This window comes from Bradyrhizobium sp. SHOUNA76, assembly GCF_023006445.1.
Lineage (GTDB): Bacteria > Pseudomonadota > Alphaproteobacteria > Rhizobiales > Xanthobacteraceae > Bradyrhizobium.
The window spans coordinates 1-19,585 of the sequence record NZ_JALBHA010000008.1 but is presented as its reverse complement, the minus strand read 5'-3'; the positions used below and the strand labels follow the sequence as shown (position 1 = coordinate 19,585).

The 19,585-nt window shown below is 59.8% G+C and carries 16 protein-coding genes and 1 pseudogene; 10 read left to right on the top strand and 7 right to left on the bottom strand.

From position 1 onward, the window contains the following. Positions 1-3: 3 nt before the first annotated feature. Positions 4-1,605 (bottom strand): class I adenylate-forming enzyme family protein, encoded by a 1,602-nt coding sequence (locus tag MOV74_RS02435; protein ID WP_246917432.1) that lies wholly within the window; start codon positions 1,603-1,605, stop codon positions 4-6. A 234-nt stretch (positions 1,606-1,839) separates the two neighbouring features. Between MOV74_RS02435 and MOV74_RS02430 the strand changes: the two genes are divergently transcribed. Together MOV74_RS02430 and MOV74_RS02425 are read left to right on the top strand one after the other, a co-directional pair. After that, positions 1,840-2,583: an SDR family NAD(P)-dependent oxidoreductase gene (locus MOV74_RS02430; protein WP_246917429.1), complete on the top strand. Its 744-nt coding sequence runs from the start codon at positions 1,840-1,842 to the stop codon at positions 2,581-2,583. A 1-nt stretch (position 2,584) separates the two neighbouring features. Then, positions 2,585-3,262 carry a glutathione S-transferase family protein gene (locus MOV74_RS02425; protein ID WP_246917522.1) on the top strand — a complete coding sequence of 226 codons (678 nt, stop codon included), beginning with the start codon at positions 2,585-2,587 and terminating at the stop codon, positions 3,260-3,262. Between the two features lie 25 nt (positions 3,263-3,287). Here the strand turns inward: MOV74_RS02425 and MOV74_RS02420 are convergent, their stop codons facing one another. After that, positions 3,288-4,487, bottom strand: a complete 1,200-nt coding sequence (locus tag MOV74_RS02420) for a CaiB/BaiF CoA-transferase family protein (RefSeq protein WP_246917426.1) — start codon at positions 4,485-4,487, stop codon at positions 3,288-3,290. Positions 4,488-4,585: 98 nt separating this feature from the next. Further along, complete coding sequence (locus MOV74_RS02415; protein WP_246917423.1) at positions 4,586-5,218, bottom strand: 2-hydroxychromene-2-carboxylate isomerase; 633 nt, start codon at positions 5,216-5,218, stop codon at positions 4,586-4,588. Positions 5,219-5,458: 240 nt separating this feature from the next. Here MOV74_RS02415 and MOV74_RS02410 point away from each other — a divergent pair, with 240 nt between their 5' ends. Both MOV74_RS02410 and MOV74_RS02405 read left to right on the top strand, forming a co-directional pair. Further along, entirely contained in the window at positions 5,459-5,974 is a 516-nt protein-coding gene (locus MOV74_RS02410; RefSeq protein WP_246917420.1) for a helix-turn-helix domain-containing protein, read from the top strand. Positions 5,975-6,027: 53 nt separating this feature from the next. Continuing rightward, positions 6,028-6,285, top strand: a pseudogene (locus tag MOV74_RS02405) (integrase); the annotation flags it as partial. Between the two features lie 36 nt (positions 6,286-6,321). Here MOV74_RS02405 and MOV74_RS02400 read toward each other — a convergent pair. Next, positions 6,322-7,224 (bottom strand): LysR substrate-binding domain-containing protein, encoded by a 903-nt coding sequence (locus tag MOV74_RS02400; RefSeq protein WP_246917416.1) that lies wholly within the window; start codon positions 7,222-7,224, stop codon positions 6,322-6,324. Positions 7,225-7,974: 750 nt separating this feature from the next. On the opposite strand from MOV74_RS02400, the gene MOV74_RS02395 reads away from it, so the two are divergent. From MOV74_RS02395 to MOV74_RS02375, 5 genes are all read left to right on the top strand, one after another. Then, on the top strand, positions 7,975-9,534 hold the full coding sequence (locus tag MOV74_RS02395; RefSeq protein WP_246917414.1) for a sugar ABC transporter ATP-binding protein: 1,560 nt from the start codon (positions 7,975-7,977) through the stop codon (positions 9,532-9,534). Continuing rightward, a complete protein-coding gene (locus tag MOV74_RS02390; protein WP_246917411.1) occupies positions 9,531-10,730 on the top strand; it encodes a sugar ABC transporter permease in 1,200 nt (399 codons plus the stop codon). Before MOV74_RS02395 ends, MOV74_RS02390 begins: the two co-directional genes overlap by 4 nt. 74 nt (positions 10,731-10,804) lie before the next feature. After that, entirely contained in the window at positions 10,805-11,842 is a 1,038-nt protein-coding gene (locus MOV74_RS02385; protein WP_246917408.1) for a substrate-binding domain-containing protein, read from the top strand. A 204-nt stretch (positions 11,843-12,046) separates the two neighbouring features. Next, positions 12,047-12,778: a cyclase family protein gene (locus tag MOV74_RS02380; RefSeq protein ID WP_246917404.1), complete on the top strand. Its 732-nt coding sequence runs from the start codon at positions 12,047-12,049 to the stop codon at positions 12,776-12,778. A 921-nt stretch (positions 12,779-13,699) separates the two neighbouring features. After that, positions 13,700-14,317, top strand: a complete 618-nt coding sequence (locus tag MOV74_RS02375; protein WP_246917401.1) for a 4'-phosphopantetheinyl transferase superfamily protein — start codon at positions 13,700-13,702, stop codon at positions 14,315-14,317. Here the strand turns inward: MOV74_RS02375 and MOV74_RS02370 are convergent. From MOV74_RS02370 to MOV74_RS02360, 3 genes are all read right to left on the bottom strand, one after another. Next, positions 14,314-15,612, bottom strand: a complete 1,299-nt coding sequence (locus MOV74_RS02370) for a lysine N(6)-hydroxylase/L-ornithine N(5)-oxygenase family protein (protein ID WP_246917397.1) — start codon at positions 15,610-15,612, stop codon at positions 14,314-14,316. The genes MOV74_RS02375 and MOV74_RS02370 overlap by 4 nt on opposite strands. 22 nt (positions 15,613-15,634) lie before the next feature. Beyond that, entirely contained in the window at positions 15,635-16,696 is a 1,062-nt protein-coding gene (locus MOV74_RS02365) for a GNAT family N-acetyltransferase (protein ID WP_246917394.1), read from the bottom strand. A gap of 180 nt (positions 16,697-16,876) precedes the next feature. Beyond that, the gene (locus MOV74_RS02360; protein ID WP_246917391.1) at positions 16,877-18,574 is read right to left on the bottom strand and encodes a cyclic peptide export ABC transporter; all 1,698 of its coding nucleotides are present in this window, start codon (positions 18,572-18,574) and stop codon (positions 16,877-16,879) included. 265 nt (positions 18,575-18,839) lie between these two features. Here MOV74_RS02360 and MOV74_RS02355 point away from each other — a divergent pair. Further along, the coding region (locus MOV74_RS02355) for a DUF2218 domain-containing protein (protein ID WP_246917388.1) at positions 18,840-19,585 on the top strand (746 nt) is incomplete at its 3' end.

Here is a 19,585-nt window from a genome sequence, read left to right as displayed (position 1 = left end):
AAGTTAGATATGTTGCCGGCGGAGTTCGGGCTGCACCGAAGGGACTGCGCCACCTTCGCGCAAGGACTCCGCCAGCTTGTGCTTGAGTATCTTGCCGGTCGAGGTCGCCGGCAAGGCATCAAGTATGACGATTTCGGACGGCCGTTTGTAGGAAGTCAGCTGAGATCGGGCGAAACTCTTCAGAGTCTCGGGCGTCGTGCGAGATCTCGGCAGCAATTGCACAAAGGCGACGATCTCCTCATTGCCGTCCGCGGCACGACCGACCACAGCGGATTGCACGACGTCCTTGTGTGAATTGAGGACCGCTTCGACCTCCGCGGGATAGACGTTGAACCCGGAACGGATGATCATTTCCTTGGAGCGGCCCACGATGTACAGGCAATCGCCGTCGAAACGCGCGAGGTCGCCGGTATTGAACCAGCGCTCGCTGTCAATCACCTTCGCGGTAAGCTCGGGGGCACGATAGTACCCCAGCATCACATTGCGCCCGCGAACATGCAGCTCGCCGACTTCACCTGCTGCCGTCGGAAACCCTTCCAGGGTTCGCACCCGTGCCTCCACACCCGGAAGCAGCGTCCCAACCGCCTGATCCGAGCGCGGCCTATCGAAACGTACGCCTGATATTCCCGGCGAGCATTCGGTGATCCCGTAGCCGTTGAGCAACGGAAGCCCGAACTCCTTTTCCACACGCGACTTCAGATTCAAATCCAGCGGCGCGCCGGCAACGGCAATCAAGCGCAACGAACCTCGGGCGAGCTGCTCCACGCCTGATACGCTCTTGTACTCCAGCAGGCGCTGATAGGTGGCAGGCACGCCATTGAGGATGGTGACGCCCTCCTGCGCGATCGCCTTTACGGTCGTTGCAGGATCGTACTTGCTGACCATCCGCACCGTGCCACCGACCATCAGCGTCATGATCAGGAGGGAGATGCCGACGATATGCGAGATCGGCAACACAAGATAGATTTTGTCCTTCTCGTTCATTCTGCGGAAGTACGCGGTAGTCTTTGCGCTGATCAGAAGGTTGTCATGCGAGAGCATCACGCCCTTGGGAGTCCCCGTCGTCCCTGACGTGTAGATCAAAACCGCGACTTGCCTTGCTGGATCGGTCTCCACGGGCTGGACTGTCGCACTTTCGTTGAGCGGGCCGACACCAATTTCCGGCAGCGGGCCAATTCGCCGGTTCTCGGCGCCGTAGCGTGAGGCGTGAGCAGCGGCCTCCTTCGAAATACCCGACGTGAACAACATCCGCCTGGCGCCGCTGTGATCGCGGATCTGGTCCAGTTCGCGCGCCGACAAGCGCGGGTTGGCGACAATTGCCCAGGCGTCGAGCCGGCTCGCCGCCAGCAGCAAAGCAGCAAGCGCAATACAGTTTTCGCTGACAATGATCATCCGGTCGCCGGCCCTGATCCCCAGCGATGAGAGCACGGTGGCGGTCTCGCCAACGCGCTGCTCCAGATCTCGATAGCTCCAGGAAGCCCCGTCCTCGACCAGCGCAATCCGGTCGGGCGCTCTGGCAACCGGTCCTGCCGTTATCTCATGGATTCGGCTCGGCAAGCCGACAGCAATCTCGTCGCCACTGATCGTCTCTGAAAGCTCCAGCACGACTGACCTCCCGATCGACCATGCCGACGCTGCAATGCGGCACACTTGGCGTCGATTTATAGTTCTTTTTTAGAACTCGTCAACTGATTGATCATCGTCCAGCCTTTTTCGAGAGCCGAATGGACAGTCCATCTCCGAGCAATGGTTTTGCGCGGCTCATAAACCGCCGTTTACAACGCATCATCCGACAGCTAGTCTAAAGTATCAAATAAGAACTTAAAGGGAGGATCGAGGATGGCGGCGAGCCGCGGTGTAGCGATACTTGTGGGCGCAGGCGATGCCATTGGCGCGGCGGTCGCCCGGCGTTTTGCCCGAGGCGGCTATACGGTTTGCATCTGCAGGCGCGATGCCTCCAAATCGCAGGGACTAGTGGCCGAGTTGAGGGCCGCGGGGCATGACGTTCACGCATTCAGCGTAGATGCGCGCCAGGAAGCAGAAGTCCAAGGCATTTTCGCGCGCGTCGAGAATGAGCACGGGCCTGTCGAGGTTTGCCTCTACAATGCCGGCTCGAACGTCAACAAGCCTCTGCTCGACACGACGGAGAAGTTGTTCTTCAAGGCCTGGGAACTCGCCTGCTATGGTGGTTTCCTGGTTGGACGCGAGGCTGCCCGCGTGATGCTGTCGCGCGGACGCGGTGCCATCTTCTTTACGGGTGCGACGGCAAGCGTGCGTGGCGGCCCAGGATTTGCAGCATTTTCATCAGCGAAGTTCGCACTTCGAGCAGTGGCCCAGGCGATGGCGCGCGAGCTTGGACCGAAGAACATTCACGTCGTGCATCTTCTGATCGACGCCGGCGTGGATAGCGAGGCGATTCACCAACGCATGAAGGCAGCGAAGGGCATCGAAGCAAGCGATATTCCGCCCGATAGCCTGACCACGACGTCTTCCATTGCCGAAGCCTATTGGTTCACCCACCAGCAAAGCAAAGATGGCTGGACCCACGAGCTCGATCTCCGTCCGTCCGTGGAGAATTGGTAATATGAATGCGACACCAGACCTGACCCTGTGGGGCGTTGGAACGAGTCGCACCATTCGTCCGCATTGGGCCATGCACGAACTGGGCTTAGCCTACAAGATAAGGCCCATTGGCCCGCGGACCGGCGAAACGAAGACCGCAGAATACACGAAGCTCAATCCGCGCCAGAAGATCCCGCTGCTTCAGGATGGCGACTTCTGCATCGGCGAGAGCGCGGCGATCGTTGCGTACCTGTCGCGAACATATTCCACAAAGGAACGCTCGCTGATTCCGGAAGCGACCCGCGAGTACGCCGCGTGGCTGGAATGGTGCTTCTTTATCGTCGCCGAGCTGGATTCCACCAGCCTTTACGTGATGCGCCGCCATCGGGCCGACGCGCTCGGACCGATCTACGGCATTGCACCGGAGGTCGTTGCCCAGGCCGGCGAATATTTCCGCCAGCAGTTGCGCCATGTCGAAGTCGCGCTCGCAGACGGTCGGCAATTCCTGATGGGCGACCAGTTTACGAGCGCAGACATCCTGCTCACGACCTGCCTAGAGTGGGCCATCGCCTATGGCGTCGGCATTTGCGACAACGCTCAGCCATATCTCGAGCGCATCAGGAAGCGGGAGGCCTTTCAGCGAGCCCTTGGGGCGAATGTTCCGATGGCACCGATCACGCCGGCGCCGGCAAAGGTCTAGAACACGTCGCCAACAGGTCTCGCAGTTAGACCGCGACGCGCACGCTGCGCTCGGCGACCATCTTGTCGATGGCGCCGTCGTCGTAGCCCAGCTCGTGCAACACGTCCCGGGAGTGCTCGCCGACCCTGGGAGCGGGCCCACCGATCGTGGACTCGTTGATCGCAAAACGCGCTGCCGGCTTAGGTTGCCGCACCCGCCCTACTTTCGGTTGATCGAACTCCGTGATGATATCGCGCGCGACCACCTGTTCATTGTGAATGATCTCGCCCCGCCGCAGGATCGGCGAACAGGGGACGTCGGCGGAATCCAGACGCTCCAGCCATTCTGCGGTGGTGTGCTGGCTGATATACTCCGCCATCTTGTTGATGCGCGCCGTGGCGTTGACGGAGCGCGCCGCCGGCGTCGCAAACCGGGGATCCTTGGCAAGCTCGAGGTCACCGGTGGCCCGGCAAAAACCCTGCCATTCGGAATCGGAAATAGTACCGGCGGTGATGTAGCCGTCGCTGGTCTTGAACACGAGATCAGGCCGATCGTTAGGATCGGCAGCAGCGGCCTCGGCACCCACCACCGTGTATTGCATCATGCCTTCCGGCCACAAATACGAGATCATCGCATCCAGCATAGCGACCTGAATGTGATCACCCTGTCCTGTCTTTTCGCGGGCATAGAGTGCCGCTGCCACCGCTTGGGCGGTGAACACCGCAGTGGTCTTGTCACATACGATGGTTCGGATCATCTGCGGACGGTTCGTGACCGGCTGCGATTGAATATCGGCAAAGCCCGAGAGGCCCTGAATGATCGGGTCGTAAACACGCTTCTTCACATAGGGTCCGGTGTCGCCAACACCGCTGATCGAGACATAGATCAGGCGCGGATGGAGCTGGCGCAACTCTTCGACGCCGAGACCGAGGCGCTCCATGGTGCCGGGCCGGAAATTCTGCACCAGCACATCCGCCTTCGCGACCAATTTGGCGAGAACCTCACGGCCGGCCGCGCTCTTGACGTCGATGGAGAGCGAGCGCTTGCCGCGGTTTGATGAAATAAACAGTGCCGAAAACTCGCCATCCTTGTCGATGGTGGCGCGGCTGCGCCGGGTAATATCACCGCCGATCGGCTCGATCTTCAGGACGTCGGCGCCCTGATCCGCCAGGAACATGGTCGCGAACGGGCCAGACACCACGCCTGTCAGGTCGAGGACGCGAACGCCGTTGAGTGGACCTGGCATGACATTCTCCCTGAATTGACTTTATTATGAGGCCGACTGAGCTTTCGTCATGCAGGCGCCGGACATCTGCTCGGCTCTGCAGGCTTCAGGTACTGACCTTAGGCAGTCTTCGAAGCGGGCTGACCGATCTGCTCGACAATCGACTCCTCCACATCGCGGAGCTGATCCTTGCCGAAGAACATTTCCTTTCCAACGAAGAAGGTCGGCGAGCCGAATGCGCCTCGGTTGACGGCGTCGGTGGTCCGACCGATCAGCCCCTTCTTGACGTCGTCCTGCTGCGCACGCGCAAGCAACCGATCGATATCGACGCCTGAGGAGATGAACGCTGCTCGGAAGGTTTCGAGGTCATCCATCTTCTTTGGCTCCTCCCACATGTGGTGGTAGGCCGCGCGGAAATAGGGTTCGAACACGCCTTCGAACTGCGCCGCGACGGCGCCGCGCATCAACATCAGCGTATTGACCGGAAAGAACGGATTGGGACGAAACTTCGTCACGTTATGGCGGCGAATGAAGCGCTGGGTCTCCACAGCCTGGTATTCCAGCTTGTTCTTGATGCCACGAAGGGAATCAAATGGGGACATGTTGCCGGTCGCCTTGAAGATGCCGCCAAGCAGGATCGGGACATACTCGAATTTCACGCCGGTGCGTCGCTCGATTCCCGGAAGGGCCAGTTCCGCGAGGTAAGCATTCGGACTGCCGAAATCGAACAGGAATTCAACTTTGAGGGACATGTCAGCTCCTCCCGCAGAGCGCGATGTTGGTCAGGTTTGGGTGATCTTCTCGGCCGAACGCATGCTCTCGCTCTTTTCTATAGTTCTAAAATTGAACTGTCAAATCGCTCTGAAATCACGGGATTTCGGACGACCGGCGGGGGTATTGTATCCACTTTAGTACCTATCTAGAATGGTGTGAGCGGCGCCTGCCGTTTCCCCTGATTCGAGCGGAACAGGCCCGGTCGACCGGAGAGCAGAATGAAATGGGATGAACTTGAGGAAGAGCCCTGTTCGATGGCTCGCACCATCGGTGTGATTGGTGACCGCTGGACTCTTCTGATTCTCCGCGAATGCTTCCTGCGCACGCGCCGCTTCGAGGGCTTTCAGTCCGCGCTTGGAATTACGCGCCACCTGCTCGCCGAACGGCTAAAAAAGCTGGTTCGGCAGGGCGTCCTGCGCCGCATTCCTTATCAGGAGTCGCCCAAACGCCACGAGTATATCCTGACGCAAAAGGGCCTCGACCTCTATCCCATCATGATGGCGCTCGTACATTGGGGCGACACCCACATGGTCGACGAACGCGGGCGTCCCCTGCTGCATGAGCACCGCAAGTGCGGAAAGATGTTCGACCCCGTGATGGTGTGCTCGGAATGCGGCGAGCCGCTTTCGGCCAAGGAAATTCATGTGCATCCTGGTCCAGGCGCGCGCCCGGCTCCACAGAGAGTCTTGCTCGACAAGAAAGCAAAGCCGAAGCCCCGCAGAAAAGCGGCGTAAGGGCCCAAGCCGCGCTCCCGCGCAATGGCCGGGCGGCCAAGCCAGCACGTCACTGGAAGACCATTCGCGAGCGCGCCGGTATGCCGGATGTGATTCTCTATGCTTTGCGGCACTCGAGCATCGCGCGCGGTCTCCGAAAGGGTTTGCCCATCCAACAGGTCGCTAAACTGCACAACACCTCGGTCAAAATGATCGAGCGGCACTACGCGAAATACATTGCAACCGCCTTGGAAGACCTCGCCAGGGCGGCAGTCGTATCCCTGGTGCCGCGGAGTGATGGAACCGTGCTGCCGATTGGAAAACGCGCGTAAATGTTTTCTTTCTATTTTAGGGTGGAAGGCGCGGACCTAACGACCGAAAAGCGACGCGCGCTTCAACCCTTCCCGCAACTCTTGCGAAAGCCACCTCTCTAGTGTCTTGAGGTCGCTCCTCGAGGCAAGGTGCGGCGCGATCCAAAGCGAGAGCTGTCGTTTTCCAGGCGCAAAGCCAAACGGGGCAATCAGCCTGCCGGATTCCAAGTCGTCTATTGCGAGCATATGTGGGACAACGGCGATCCCCAGTCCGAAAGTCGCGGCCTGGATCATCAAATAGAAATGATCGAACCTTTGATGCACTTGCGGTGCCCTCTCCTCTTCTCCGACAGCTGCGAGCCAATCAGTCCAGGCGTTTGGGCGCGTCGTAGTCGCGAGCAATCTGGCGTTCGACAAATCTTTGCGCTTCTTCAGCGAGATAGACTTGAGATAGGCCGGAGAACACACCGGACCGATCCACTCAGTGCCCAGCGGACGAATAACTGCCGATTTCGGCGGTTCGAACGTGTTGTTGCGAATAGCTACGCTGATGTTGTCACGCGTGAACTCCACTCGGTCGTAGTTCATGTCGAGCTTGATTTCCATGTTGGGGTGCTTGGCGTGCAAACCGGGCATCCGCGGAATAAGCCAGCACATGGTTATCGACGCCGAGCAGGACAGCGTTAACGGCCCAGGTTTCAAACGCTCAATCGTCGCGTGAATGAGGTTGAACGCCGTCGACAGCCCGTCAACGAGTTGCTCGCCCTCCCGGGTTGGCACCGATTCCCTGGTGCCGCGCTTGAGGAGCGACACACCCATGACCTCTTCGAGCGCCTTGATTTGGCGACTAACGGCGCCATGTGTCACACCCAGCTCGACGGCTGCACGGCTGATGCTGCGATGTCTAGCCGTTGCTTCAAATGCGCGGAGTGCGTTCAAAGAAGGCAACGATGCGGACATCAGATCCTCCGACGTATGTGACATCATTTCATATCAGGCCCGTCCAGCCGATTGTCTTTCTGAGCCGTGGTTTATTCGGAGGCAACCGGTTTTTGCGCCGTGGCCGGCCTTGTCCGGAGAGACCACGGCATCAGGTTGGCGCCACCGACATCCGCAGGGATGAATGCAGATACGAGAAAAACTTACATGCGCGGCTCGGCCGCCCCCGAGGCGCAATAGGTGAAGTTGCTGCCTGATCTGTTGAAGCAGGAATCGAGGAGACGCTGCCACCGCCGTCGCGATGTAGCGGCGTGCCTCGAGTGCAAGATTGGTTGCCCAGGCAAAACCGTGCGCTCGTCGGCTGCAGGCGTTACAAAAACTCATATACGGTTGAGAATTTCTGCAGTCCCGTCCCGGAAGCGAGTGTTTAGTGTTGGCGGACTGGCTGCACGCATGCTCGAACCCACAGCACGTTAGGTGCGTATCACACAAGGTGGGGACTGCGGCGAAGTCAGCGACACCAAGAGCCGACACTGGCTCGGATAAGCAACAGGAAGTTAGGGATGAAACCGATCGTCATCAGCTCGCGCTCAGGCTCATGGTAGCTGAGCGGCTGTTTCAAGAAGTATCTCAGCATCGCAAATCCGACTGAAATCGTTCAGTAGCCGGCCTTGTCGAACATGAGCCTTTACCTGGAAAAATCACGATCCCATTCTCAGTGGCGCTCGCTCGTCGCGCCCCATGTGCGCAAGGAAACGAGAAGCCGCGGCCATGAGTGCTGACATCGCCATTTCATGCGCAGCCGAACTTAGCGCCGCTAAGGTTGTCGGCATCGACAAAAGGTTTGGCGGCGCGCACGCGCTGCGCGGCGTGTCGATCACTTTCGAGAAGGGCGGCGTGCATGCCATTGCTGGCGAGAACGGCGCCGGCAAGTCGACGTTAGTGAAGATCCTGTCAGGCGTCATCGGCGATTACGCCGGCGCAATCGAAATAGACGGTGTTGGCCGCCGCTTCGACAGCATCCGCGATGCCGAGCGACATGGAGTGTTCCTGGTCCCGCAGGAACTCAGCGTCGTGCCGGAGTTGCGGGTTGGCGAATATCTGTTTCTCAACCGCGAGCCCCAGCGCTGGGGGATGGTAGACACGAGGAAGTTGTGGGCCGATGCCGCGCATTGGCTCGACGTCTTCAAGCTCGATGCCTCGCCGCTGGAGCAGATGGGCAATCTAAGCACGCACCAGCAGCAGTTGGTCAGTATTGCCCGCGCGATGACGCAAGGCGTGAAGCTGCTCATCCTCGACGAACCAACGTCGAGCCTCACAGAGCGCGAGACCGAGCTCATGTTCGCCCGGATCGCGGACCTGCACCGGCATGGTGTCACCACCATCTACATATCCCATCGGCTGCGCGAGTTGGAGCGCGTCGCCAATGTGGTGTCGGTGATGCGGGACGGCAGAGTCGTCGACCATTTTAGGCTTCCGGACCAAAGCGACACGCCCCGTCGGATTGTTCAAGCCATGGTGGGGCGGGACATCATCGAGATGTATCCAAAGGTGACTGCTAAGGTCGGCGAACCGATCCTCTCGGTCCGCGACTGGACCGTAGAAAGCACGGGAGTCGGCCGGGTCCATGCTATCAAAAACATCCACCTGGATGTCCGATCAGGAGAGATCTTAGGAGTTTTTGGCCTGCTCGGCTCCGGGGCCTTTGATTTGGCCCGGTCGCTGTTTGGCGCTCATGCTGGACGCGTGAGCGGTTCGATGCAGATCCGCGGGCAGGTCATCTCGGTTAGGACACCACGCGACGCGATCCGCAACGGCATCGCCTATGTTCCGGCCGAACGAAAGCGCGACGGCTTGATCGAAGCTCATTCGATCGAAAGCAACATGACGCTTGCTGCGCTCAACCGCTTCAATCGCTACGGTATCCTCAACCGGTACGGCGAACTCCAGCGTGTACAGCAATATGTCGCGAGCCTGAAGGTAAAGTGCGGCTCGGTGGAGCAGCCCATGTCGCAGCTCTCCGGCGGCAACCAGCAGAAGGTCGTGGCCGCGAAATGGCTTCTTTCCGAGCCGGAGATCTTTATCCTGGAGGAGCCGACCCGTGGTGTCGACGTGAACGCCCGCATCGATTTGTACGCACTCGTCAACGAAATCGCCACGGCCGGCAAAGCAGTCATCATCGTATCTACCGATCTGCCGGAAGTTCTCGGCATGTGCGACCGCGTGCTGGTCATGTGCGAGGGACGCCTCGTGCGCGAATGGATGCACGGCGAGGCGAGCGAAGAAGACGTGATGATTAGCGCGGCAGAAGAATACAGTGAGGGGGCATGACCTCAACAAAAACAGTGACAGAACGGGGCGCACCCGCCAAGGGCTTCCAGCTTCGCGAGCTGCCGGCTGCGATGTCGCAAGACAGGCTTCGGCTGCTGCCGCTGATCGTCGTCCTCCTGATCGTCTGGATGGTGCTGCAATATCTCACAGGCGGTCTGTTCCTCAGCGCCCGCAACTTAACCAATCTAAGCGGTCAGGTCGCCATCACCGCCGTGCTGACGGCAGGCGCCGTGCTGGTGATGATCCCAGGCTACATCGACCTGTCGCTTGGCGCGACCGTCGCTGCCGCAGCCGTGGTAGCAGCCATCGCAGGCACGAACTATGAGCTTTCGCTCTGGCCAACCGTCGTAATCACGCTGGCTTTCGGGCTGTTGATCGGTCTGTGGCACGCCTTTTGGGTGGCCTGGATGAAGGTGCCATCGTTCATCGTAACGCTGGGCAGCTTGCTCGCCATTCGCGGTTTGTCGCTGGTTATCACCAATGCCGAAACGATCTCGCCCAATCCCGACATCCTGGTGATCTCGGACGCTTCTCTGTCACCGATGCTAGGCATCGTCGTGCTGTTCGCTTTCTGGCTCGCTTTCGCCCTTTTGCAGGTACGAGAATGGCGCGCCCGGCAGGCGGCCGGGATTCGCTCGTCGTTCGGTGCCGTCGTCGGCCTGCCTGCCGCTTCTGTCGGCATATTCACGCTGGGCGTCATGATCATGGCGGCCAGCTATCGTGGCTTGCCCCTGCCCGTTGTCCTCGTTCTGGCCGTAGTGGCTTTGGCCGGGTGGTTCCTGCGCTTCACTGCCTTTGGCCGTCGGCTCTATGCTATCGGCGGCAATCGTCAGGCTGCGCTGCTTGCCGGCATCAACATCCGAATGCAGGCCTCCTTGGTCTTCGCCTTCATGGGGCTCCTCTACGGCCTGACGGGCCTGGTCCTCGTGGCACGTCTCGACAGCGCTCCTCCGGGCGCCATGCAGGGCCTCGAGCTCAACGTGATCGCCGCTGCTGTCATCGGCGGAACTAGCCTCATGGGCGGCCGCGGAACTGTCGCAGGAGCGGTGATCGGCGCGATCTTGATGGAGAGCCTTTCCAACGGCATGAGCCTCATGAACCTGCCATCTGCCTATCAATCCATCACAGTCGGTCTTGTGCTGCTTTTTGCCGTCTACGCCGACCTGCGTAGCCGCGGCGGAAGGTTCGGAGACTGATCGAACCCGGAGCAATGCGGCGAAAACCACGTGACCATCGCCAACCTGATGCAGCCAATCCAAGGGAGAGAAACATGACGAAGGAAATCTGTGGGAATGGCCTTGACCGTCGGCAGACGCTCGGCATTGCCGGGTCTGCACTGCTCGCTGCCATTGTCGGTCTGAAGGCTGCTCATGCACAAGGCAAAAGGCTCAAAGTTGGATTGATCATGCCAAATTACGACCAGCTTCGCTGGAAGAATGCTGATCAGGCGTTTTTTGAAAAGCAAGCCGCCGCACTCGGTGTGGACGTGTTTGCTCAAGCCTCCAATGCGTCGGAATCGCTTCAGGCGAGCCAGGTTGAGAACATGTTGACGCAGGGCATCGATGTCCTCGTTCTGACTCCGGTCAACGCCAACGCAGCAAACGCATTGATCCGGAGAGCCAAACAGGCGAATGTGCCGGTCATCAACTACAACTTTCTGATCAACAAAGGCGATGTCGTCTGCTTCCTCGGCCGTGATGCTGTGGAGATGGGCGAGAAGATCGCGAAGGCTGCAGTTGATAAACATCCGAAAGGCAAGTACGTGATCGCCGCCGGCGAGGAGGCGACGAGCGTTGCCAAGGAAACCCGCCAAGGCTTCCTCAACGTTCTTAAACCCTACATAGAGAAGGGCGACATCAAGCTGGTGTCAGATCAGTTCAACAAGAACTGGTCGACCGATAGCGCGCGTGCGCAGGTCGAAAACGCTCTCACCAAGAACAACAATGATGTCGTCGCGGTTCTGTGCGGCAACGATGGCATTGCCTATGGCGCGATTCAAGCCTTGCAAGCGCAGGGACTGGGAGGAAAGGTATTTGTGACCGGCGTTGATGCCGAGCCCCGCGCCCAGGAGCTCATCAAGCAGGGTCTGATGGGACTATCCAACTTCACGGCCTTCGATCAAATGGGAGTCGAGGCGGCCAAAGCGGCTTACGCTGTCGGAAACAGCAAGCCCATCGAGGCGAACGCTACCGTGGATAACGGGCTCAAAGTCGTGCCCTGGATCAAGATCCTGAATTTCAATGTGACCAAGGAAAACCTGGACCAAGCTACGAAAGACTTCCCCTGGTGGTTCAACGCTAAGGCCTGATGAACGTCAGCGGCCTGTCGGGCGCTTTGCTACGATCAGAACAAACTTCGGTACGGTGGCCGCCCATTCCGGTGGGCGATCCGTCCTTTCACGCAGAACTGAAAAATGGAGGAAACCGTGACTTCTCATCCCCAGACCGGGGCCGCAACTCGTCTCCAGGAGAATATCGTAATTCAGCTAGGAGCCATGCTCAGGAGCATGCGAGTGGTCGACCTTTCGCCAACCCTGGAGCGAGGCATCCCCAATTGGCCACTGCATCCGCCGCTAGTGATCGATAAGGTGCGGCTACGGAGACGGGACGGGTACTACTCCCAGCTTCTGATGATCTCGGAGCATACCGGCACCCATGTAGATGCGCCGGTTCATTTCCATGACGACTTAATGCACATGTCGATCGATAAATTTCCAGCCGATATTCTGATCGCACCAGCGGTACTTTATGATTTTTCCAGCAAGCACATGCAGCCGGGCGATTTAGTGACCTTGGATATGGTGAAAGCCTATGAGGACGAAAAAGGAGTTCAGATCGGCGAAGGTGAGATCCCGCTGATAAATTTTGGCTGGATGCAGCGCTTTTGGCGGACCGACGACGAAAGTACTTGGTTCGTAAAGAATGCTCCAGGCATTCGCGAAGATGCCATCATCTACTTTAAGGAACGCGGCATTCGCGCGATCGGTTGCGATACCGTGGCCTGCGACATGGCCGTCATCGACGGCGTCGGACAAGAAACCAGCGGGCATACCACCCACTGGTTGCCCAATGGAATCCTGATCATCGAGATGTTGACCAATCTGCACAAGCTTTCATTGCGCAGCCTATTCGTCGCCACTCCGCTCAAAATCAAGGAAGGATCGGGCTCGCCCATCCGCCCACTTGCCTTTTGCGAGGAAGCCGGAACACGTCGATTTTCGGCGCCGCACGCTACACGTCCCTAAACCAAAGGGAGGCATGAAGGCTTCAATATTCCGTTGTTGCGGCAGAGCAAGCTTCAGCCAAACAGCGGCAATCAAGCAAGATGCGACACAATACCAGTGCCCGCCCAACCGATCGCGGCTCGCGCATTCGGCATCTGCAGTCTACACCTAGATCGCGACGAACGATTTTAAGGAGCTGTTTCGCGCGATCGCTCTTGTACCGAGGCGATTGCCGATAGGGAGGGACAACGACGACTACTCTTCCGAACCGAAGAGCGTCGGAACGCAAAATGGCAGATGACGCTATCGAGACTCTCGTTGACGTCGCGAATGCGATGCCCGTGAAAGGCCATCCAGTTCTCGATCCGGCGCACGCCCGAACGTCCCAGGCCCGGCTGCGCCAGGAGCTCGGCCCTGGTATGGAGCGACGCAATCTCGAGGAGGTAGTACATGCGCGTCAATGGCTCTCTGCCAACCAGCGCCGCGAGCGGGCTGTGAACCAATATGCCTGCAATTCGCTCCGGCAAATGGCTGTGGCTTTGCTTGAGAACGAAGGCCTTCCTCACGTCAATTCCACCCGAACCTGCAAACATTCCAAAGATCGTTCTAAGAACACCTCTACCAGAGCCGTTCGGCATTGTCTCAGGTATGCACGCCTCGGTTGATTTCGATTAGACAAGTTCTAGATCGGGGAAGCTCCAAATCGACATCGGAACACGCCAAATTATGTCCATCGAACATCGTGAATGAACGGAGATGAGGCAGCTGGAGCCGGAATGCAAACCATTTGCAAGTACGTTATCGGCTCGGCTTGCAAGCGAGACCTTCGTTTGGTCGATCGCCGTCAGATCTTCGGCTCCACTCAGTCAATTGCGCCTGCGATCCCTGTCGGGTCCATGGATTCGGGGTTCAGCCGAGTTCCAGAACCCGCGGGAGATCCTCTTGTGGCTGGGCGCGACGCATGGCTTGCGAAGCGAGGCGCTCGGCAGCGATGCAACACTCCGCGCCGACCAAGCCAAGATGCTGCTGAACGCCGAAGAATCCAGACGTCTGGCGCGATTTCTCCACGTCGAAGATCGAATGAGCTATCTTGCCGCACACGCCGGCGCGCGCCTCCTGCTGGGAGCTTTGGCGGGGCAGGCAGCCGACCGGGTGCGATTTGAGACATGTCCGCTTGGCAAACCCCGGCTCGTTGATGCTCCCACCGGCCTCGACTTCAGCTTGAGCCATGCCAGAGGCGCGGTCGCCGTTGTAGCGGCATACATGCCGATCGGGGTGGATATCGAGCCGCTTCGGCAAATATCCGATCTGGACGAGATGACCGAAATCGCCTTGTCGGCAGAGGAACGCAAGACGCTCGCAAGAATGCCTGAAGCCCTGCGATCCCGTCACTTTCTTCGCTACTGGACGTTGAAGGAGGCAATCCTCAAGGCCGCAGGCGTCGGTTTGTCGGTGTCACCGCACACAGTGATCGTCGATGCGGGCTCGTCTCCGGCCGTGCTTGCCCTGCCGGCTGCACTTGGTCAGGCCTCGCAATGGCACGTGATCGCCTCGAGCTAGGCGATGAGTTCCCGGCGCGAAATTGTCGAAAGCAGTGACTCCGCAATTTCCTGGGATCGCACCGCAAGAACCGAGAGCAGCGTATCGCTCAAGCCGTGAGAGGATTCCGAATAGCCCTGGAGATGGATCTGCGGCCGGAACGCCGGGCTGGTGACGAGCCTGTAACTGCGATCGAGCGCGCCATCGCGAATGTAGCGACGGACCGGCTCGAGAAACCTGTGCGGGGTTTCCCTGTCGTATCCCGTTGCCAGGATCACGACGTCATAGGTCGAACGATGGCTTTCGCCACGGAATTTGTCGGCCAGCCCGATTTCGATGCCGTTCGGTCCCGGATCGACGTTCGTAATCTCGCTGCGGGGACGCAATACGATCGTTTCGTCGCCACCGACGCGTTGCTGATAGAGCAGCCGGTAGAGCTGGTCCAACAGGTCGGAATCGACCACGGCATAGTTCGTATTCCGGAAGTTGCGGACGATTGCGTCCCGCCGCTCGGCAGGCTGGGCGTAGACAAAGTCGGTATAGTCCGGGTTGAATATCTCGTTGACGAAGGGGCTGCTGTCGGACGGCTTGAGCGCATGACCGCGAAAGATCAGATCGATGTGCGCCTGGGGACATCTGCCATGGAGGTCGATCGTCACCTCGGTCGCGCTCTGTCCGCCGCCGACGACGGCTACTCGTACCGCCCGGCCGCCCGGGACGACGTGCTCGATCAAGTCGAGATAGCGGCTGGAATGCAGCAGCCTGCGATCGTCAGCGGCCTTGGCAAACACCTGGGGGACATACGGCTGGCCTCCCACCGCGACCACGACATTTCGTGCAAGCCGCACAGTCTCTCCGCCGGTGATTGGCCGTGAATGCACCCGCAACGACGTCACCGTCTGCCCGGCCATCACCGGCTCGATGGCGACGATGGTTTCGCCGTAAGCGGCCTGCGACTTGAAGTGGCCAGCCGCCCACTGGAGGTAATCATTGAACTCGACCCGGCTCGGATGGAACGTCCTGCAGTTGATGAACTCCAGCAAGCGACCGCGCTTGTGCAGATAATTCACGAAGGTGAAGGGACTGGTCGGATCGCGCAACGAGACCAGATCCTTGAGAAACGATATCTGCATGTCGCTGCCTGGAAGCAGCATGCCGCCATGCCAGGTAAAGCGCGGCTGCTTCTCCACGAACAGTGGCGCGCATTTCAGCCGCGATCGCTTCGCGCATTCGTCCAATGCGATGGCCAGCGCGAGGTTGGAAGGCCCGAACCCAACGCCGATGACGTCGTGCTCGATCGCAAGTTGATGAGACATGAAGCCACGCTCCGCTTGCGCTTTAGGACGAGACCGCCGGACCGGCGGCTGCCGGAAGCCAGAGCCGATCGGCGAAGAAGCGCTCGCGCAACAGCATCACCAGGGTCGCCCGCTTGTGGGGAAAGTCGAAATTCTTGATCTTCGCAAATCCCGAGAGCTCGAGATTGCGAAGCTGCTGGGAATGCGCCGCCGCCGGCTCCCCGACGATTCGCTGCGTACGGCAATCGTCGAGGAACATGTAGTGCATCAGCGAGGGCAGCCACGCGCTGATGTAACGACGGCCGCGAAAGGCGTCCTCGCCCACGACCACGTGCCACCCCCGGTCATAGTCGCCGGCATCATAGAACGGCGCGATGCGATTTTCCTTGGCCCAATAGAGCTCGAAATAGCCAAACGGCTCATCACCGAAGCAGCCTATCAGCGGCAGCATATGAGGATCAGCCAGGATGCCGGCCAGATATCGTCGATGCTTGTCGAGATCGCCCGCCTCGTTCCAGAACGCATCGACGCGGGGATCGTTCATCCAGCGATGCAACAAATGGAGATCGTTATCGAGGTCGGCCACGCGAAACGAGATGACCTCCGACAGCCAGGGGATGAACCGGCCATATACTTTTCCCGTCGGCTTTGCGGCGCGTCGCGGATGTCGCCGTCCGTCCGTCATGACGTGGAGCTGCGGCAATGGCCGTCGTCCGGGATTCACCAGCCAATTGTCCCGTCGCTGCATGACCAGCTCGGGAAGCAGCACCAGTTGCCCCTCGGACATGATGGCCAGGCCGCTATCCATCAGCTCCCGAGCAAGTGACGCTCCACCGCCGAAATCCAGAACGAGCCGATCAACACCCGGCCGCCAGGCAAACAGCGCCTCGGCAGACGCCGATACGGCTCGTGCCGCAAGCTCACGGTCGTCCGACGCATTCAGGACCTCGAGGTGATCGATCCGCTCCCGCAGACGCTGTTCCAACGCCGTCACGCCGTCGGCGACGACGCGAAGGCGATCGCCGTCCTGGAAAACGGTCAGAGCGGAATATGGGCCGACCGGGAACGCATGAGGTCCGGTCCCGGAATCCGATGCCTTGTTCATCCGGCCCTCGCATCTCGATCATCGCTGACGCGTGGTGTAGATCACTCGCCTACAGGCTGACAAGGAATGCGCGCACACGCAGATTAGATTCTCTACAAATCTGACAGTCAGTCGCAAAACAGGATGGCATGTTGTCGTTTGCGTGCGACAAAAAAGCACCCGCACTTCGCCACAATAGGTCTAAAGCGGCGCGTCGGTTGGAACTGCGGAAGCTGCCGCGAGGTTATGCGCCTTCGCCTCGCTTGCGACGATCTTGCCTTCGCGCAGCCGCACGAGATGATCAGCAATCCCGAAATAGCGATCATCGTGTGAAATCACGATGATCGTCTTTCCGAGACGCTTCAGATCGGGCAGCAGCTCCGTGTAGAAGATGTGCCGGAACGCCGGATCCTGATCCGCGGCCCATTCGTCGAACACGAGGACGGGTCTTTCCTCGAGCCATGCATTCATCAGGGCCAATCGCTTGCGTTGTCCGGTCGACAGGTCCGTCGTCGTAAACACACCGTTCTCGACCGAGACCTTGTGCGCGACCTCCAGCCGCTGGAGATAGCGCTCCGCGACATCAGGAACCACGCCTTCTCCACGAATGAGATCCTCGAACAGATAGTAGTCGGAAAAGATGGTCGTGAAGAGCTGGCGGTAATCGTCCCGCGTCTCGGTCAGGACGGGCGAGCCGTCGCGCAGCACCGTGCCGCCGTGCGGAGCATACAGACCCAGCAACAGCTTGATGAGGGTCGTCTTTCCGCTGCCATTCTGCCCCACGATGAAGACGATGTCGCCCTGCCGAACAAGCAGATCGACCGGCCCAAGGACAAAGGGGTTACTGCCCGGTACGGCGCGAAAGGCATAGGTTACGCTGCGGAGCTCGATGGATTCGATCGTGGTCTTGCCCGGCCCGGCAGGAGCAATAACCAGCAGATCGTGCTCGGGGGTCGAGAACTGCTCCGAGAGGTCCGCAATGCGCCGCATCGCGACCTGGGCGCGGCCGAGCGCCGGCAGGATACCGATGACCTGATCGATGGGTCCGCGCATATAGAGCAGCACCAGCACGAAGCCGCTGGACACCGCGGCGGGACTATCGGGCCACAGGAACGGACGCAAGGTCAGCGCCACGCCGATCACGACAAAAAACAGCATCGTGCCGAACGCCCGCGCCGTCACGAACAGATTGATCGACCTGATCTGCACCGAGCTGATCCGGTCCACGGTGTGCTGGAGTTGCTCGACATAGACGCGCCGACGGCGGACACGATTGAGACGCAGCTCCTTGGCGCCCTCAGCGATCGCGCGATACTGCTTGTGCAGCTGATCCTCCGAATCGCGCGCGACGCTGAAGCCGTGGACACCTCGCGTCCTTGCATATCCATGCGCCAGCGACCCCAGAACGATGACGGCCCCCGTGATCAGGAAAAGCGGCCACGACAGCACCGCAAGGTAAACCATGCAGCCGAGCGCGATCACGAGCGACACGAAAAAGGACGAAAAGAAGAACGCGAAATCACTGATCGTGTCGACGTCCTGCGTGAGAACCGGGATCAGGCGATGCGTCCGGTAGATTTCGAGCTGATCGATCGGCGCGGCCAGGATCCTGGCGGCCAGCGACTTGCGAAGCTCGGCGATGATCCGTTGTCCGACGTAATTGGCGCTGATATCGGCACCGATGGACCCGATCAGGATCAGGAGGCACAGGCCGGCGAATGCGAGAAGCAGCGTTACGACGTCGGCCTGCGTGGCATAAAGCCCGCGATTGACGACCGCGAGCAATGCCGCGACGCTGGCACCACCAACCAGACCCAGAACGATGCCGCCGAGCACGAGCGGCCAGTAAGGCCGCAGGAGGTGCAGGATCTGCGCCGTCAGGCCGCTTCGTGAGTTCATGATGAGAGCCGCGCTGGAGGAGACCTGAAGCGAACCTATACGGCCCGTCACGATCAGAACAAGCCGTGCCGATGTGATGCGAATACATGATGGCAGCACCGCAACTCCAGCGCTTATTTTCCATGTTCTTTCGATGGATTCTAATTTGGGATCGGCAATGCCTTTAATATGATGCGGGTAGTACCGCTTTTGCATCGCAGCCGGCGAGCGAGCAGGATTTTGATCCAGCGCCGTGCCAGGCCGCGACATCCGGACATCGAAGCGCTTGCAGGCCAGCATCGGACAGGCCCGGTGGAGAATGACTTTGGACTTGCTTATCTCCGAAGCCCGCATCGCGCTTCCCGATGCCGCCGGCCTCGCTGCGCGGATGATCGATCATCTGGCCGAGCATGACATCGCCTTCGAGGACCGGGACGGCCTCATGGTGGCGAAGCTGCCGTTCGGCACCAGCTCCCTCGCCGTCGAGGCCGAAGCGCTCAAGATCCGCGTCGAGGCCAACGACAAGGGCAATCTGGAGATGTTGCGCTCGGTCGTCGCCTCGCATGTGATCGAGTTCGCGGGCGACAGTGCCCCGACCATCGTTTGGTCCGGTCATGAGTCCAATGGCGGCACACTGGCCAACTTCCGCGAGGTGCGGCTGAAGGCCGCGCTCACCCTGACACCGCACATGCGGCGGCTGACCTTCACTGGCGACGACATCGCCCGTTTCGTGAACGACGACGACCTGCACGTGCGGCTGTACTTCCCGCCGGAAGGGCTCGCCAAGCCCGAATGGCCGTGGCCCGCCCCGGACGGACGTATCCTGTGGCCGGAGCCCGACCGCAGGCCCGTCACCCGCTATTACACGATCCGCCGCATCGACTTGCAGAGCCGCGAGATCGATATCGACTTCGTGGTCCATGATCACGCCGGACCGGGTTCGGCGTTCGCCGTCAACGCGAAGGCCGGCGCCATCTGCGGCATGGCCGGCCCGCTCGGCCGCGGCATTCGTCCGGCGCGCTGGTTGCTGCT

Excerpts from the sequence above, each read along its gene's own strand:
- MOV74_RS02430 (WP_246917429.1), top strand. The coding sequence starts at position 1,840 with ATGGCGGCGAGCCGCGGTGTAGCGATACTTGTGGGCGCAGGCGATGCC.
- MOV74_RS02425 (WP_246917522.1), top strand. The coding sequence starts at position 2,585 with ATGAATGCGACACCAGACCTGACCCTGTGGGGCGTTGGAACGAGTCGC.
- MOV74_RS02420 (WP_246917426.1), bottom strand. The coding sequence starts at position 4,487 with ATGCCAGGTCCACTCAACGGCGTTCGCGTCCTCGACCTGACAGGCGTG.
- MOV74_RS02415 (WP_246917423.1), bottom strand. The coding sequence starts at position 5,218 with ATGTCCCTCAAAGTTGAATTCCTGTTCGATTTCGGCAGTCCGAATGCT.
- MOV74_RS02410 (WP_246917420.1), top strand. The coding sequence starts at position 5,459 with ATGAAATGGGATGAACTTGAGGAAGAGCCCTGTTCGATGGCTCGCACC.
- MOV74_RS02400 (WP_246917416.1), bottom strand. The coding sequence starts at position 7,224 with ATGTCCGCATCGTTGCCTTCTTTGAACGCACTCCGCGCATTTGAAGCA.
- MOV74_RS02395 (WP_246917414.1), top strand. The coding sequence starts at position 7,975 with ATGAGTGCTGACATCGCCATTTCATGCGCAGCCGAACTTAGCGCCGCT.
- MOV74_RS02390 (WP_246917411.1), top strand. The coding sequence starts at position 9,531 with ATGACCTCAACAAAAACAGTGACAGAACGGGGCGCACCCGCCAAGGGC.
- MOV74_RS02385 (WP_246917408.1), top strand. The coding sequence starts at position 10,805 with ATGACGAAGGAAATCTGTGGGAATGGCCTTGACCGTCGGCAGACGCTC.
- MOV74_RS02370 (WP_246917397.1), bottom strand. The coding sequence starts at position 15,612 with ATGTCTCATCAACTTGCGATCGAGCACGACGTCATCGGCGTTGGGTTC.
- MOV74_RS02365 (WP_246917394.1), bottom strand. The coding sequence starts at position 16,696 with ATGAACAAGGCATCGGATTCCGGGACCGGACCTCATGCGTTCCCGGTC.
- MOV74_RS02360 (WP_246917391.1), bottom strand. The coding sequence starts at position 18,574 with ATGAACTCACGAAGCGGCCTGACGGCGCAGATCCTGCACCTCCTGCGG.